Below are 1,649 nucleotides of genomic sequence, written 5' to 3'. Positions count from 1 at the left end.
CCCCCCGTGTCAGCATAGTTGTCGCATCGAATTTGGGTTCTCCACATGAATTTGACGACATACAGCCAGGCCTTCAAGGAAGAGGCAGTTCGCAAGACGTTGCAACGCAGTAGCGGGCGAACGATCTCGGACGTGGCCAGGCAGATGAATGTTCCGTACCATAGCCTGCGTAACTGGTTACGGAGCGTCAGAATGGCACATCAACAGACATCGGCATCGGGCGAGAAACGCGCAGCCGACTGGAGCCCCGAGCAGCGGCTGCAAGCACTGCTCGACACCCACAACCTGTCCGAGTCGGAGCTGAACGCCTGGTGTCGTGAGCATGGGCTCTTTGCTCACCAACTGGCCGAGTGGAGAGCGCAACTGATTGCCCCTGCCAAACCGGGTGGCGATGCCACGGAGCTTCGCCGTCTGAAGGACGAGATCACCACACTGCAACGCCAGATCAACCGCAAGGACAAAGCGCTGTCGGAGGCGGCAGCCCTGCTGGTACTGCAAAAAAAGTACCAGGCGCTGTGGGAGGACGAGGACAAATGACTCGCCTTTCGCAGCGCCGACACATTCTTGCGTTACTTGGCGAGGCCGTCAGCGCCGGTGCCCGTCAGGCTCGCGCCTGCGAACTGATCGGTTTGTCGGCCCGCACGGTGCAGCGTTGGCAACGAGATTGTGACCGGGATGATGCCCGTACATTGCGTGTACAGCGCCCATATAACCGGCTCACACCCTTGCAGCGTGAACAGGTGCTGTCGGTGTTGAACAGTGCCGCCTATGGTCACCTGCCGCCGTCGCAGATCGTGCCGCGCCTGGCCGACCAGGGGCGCTACGTGGCCAGCGAGTCGACGATGTACCGATTGCTGCGCGAACGCGGCCAACTGGCCCATCGCGGTCGGGCCAGGCCGGCTAATCCGGCCCGCCGCCCACGGCCGCTGTCGGCGCGGGCACCGAACCAGATTTACAGCTGGGACATCACGTACCTGCCCACCCCGGTCAAGGGCCAGTTCCACTACCTGTATGTCTTTCTGGACCTGTTCAGCCGCAAGATCGTGGGCTGGCAGGTGTACGAGGCGGAAGATAGCGAGCGGGCCAGCGAATTACTGCACGACATCTGCCGACGAGAGAGGATTGCGCCCGGCCAGGTGGTTCTGCACTCGGATAATGGCGGCCCGATGAAGGGCGCGACCATGTTGGCGATGATGCAGCAACTGGGCGTGATGCCATCGTTTAGCCGGCCTGCGGTCAGCGATGACAACCCGTATTCGGAGGCCCTGTTCCGCACGGTCAAGTACCACCCGCGTTACCCGACAAAGCCATTCAAAAGCTTGGCCGATGCCCGGTCCTGGGTCGAACGCTTCGTACGCTGGTACAACGTCGAACACCGCCACAGTGCCATCCGTTTCGTCACGCCACAGCAGCGCCATGATGGCCACGACAAGGCACTGCTGCGCCATCGTCATGCCGTGTATCAACGGGCACGGCAAATGTATCCAGAGCGCTGGAGTGGGCCCACACGAAATTGGTCACGCATTGAGTGCGTACACCTGAACCCGCAAAAAGACAGCGAAAACCAGGTGGCACCACAGACAGATAATTCCCTTAGGCGGGTGGCCTGAGATTATTGGAAAAAGCGACAACTAGCTTGACAACCACCG

1 pseudogene is annotated in these 1,649 nt (G+C 60.8%); it reads left to right on the top strand.

Annotated features, from left to right (window positions below):
• Positions 1–45: 45 nt before the first annotated feature.
• Positions 46–1,610: pseudogene (locus tag OOZ48_RS18370) on the top strand (IS3 family transposase).
• Positions 1,611–1,649: the final 39 nt, after the last annotated feature.

The sequence above is a fragment of the Castellaniella sp. S9 genome, assembly GCF_027257175.1.
In the GTDB taxonomy this organism is placed as follows: domain Bacteria; phylum Pseudomonadota; class Gammaproteobacteria; order Burkholderiales; family Burkholderiaceae_B; genus Castellaniella.
Note: the sequence above shows the minus strand (reverse complement) of the source record. Positions and strands in the feature narration are given on the sequence as shown.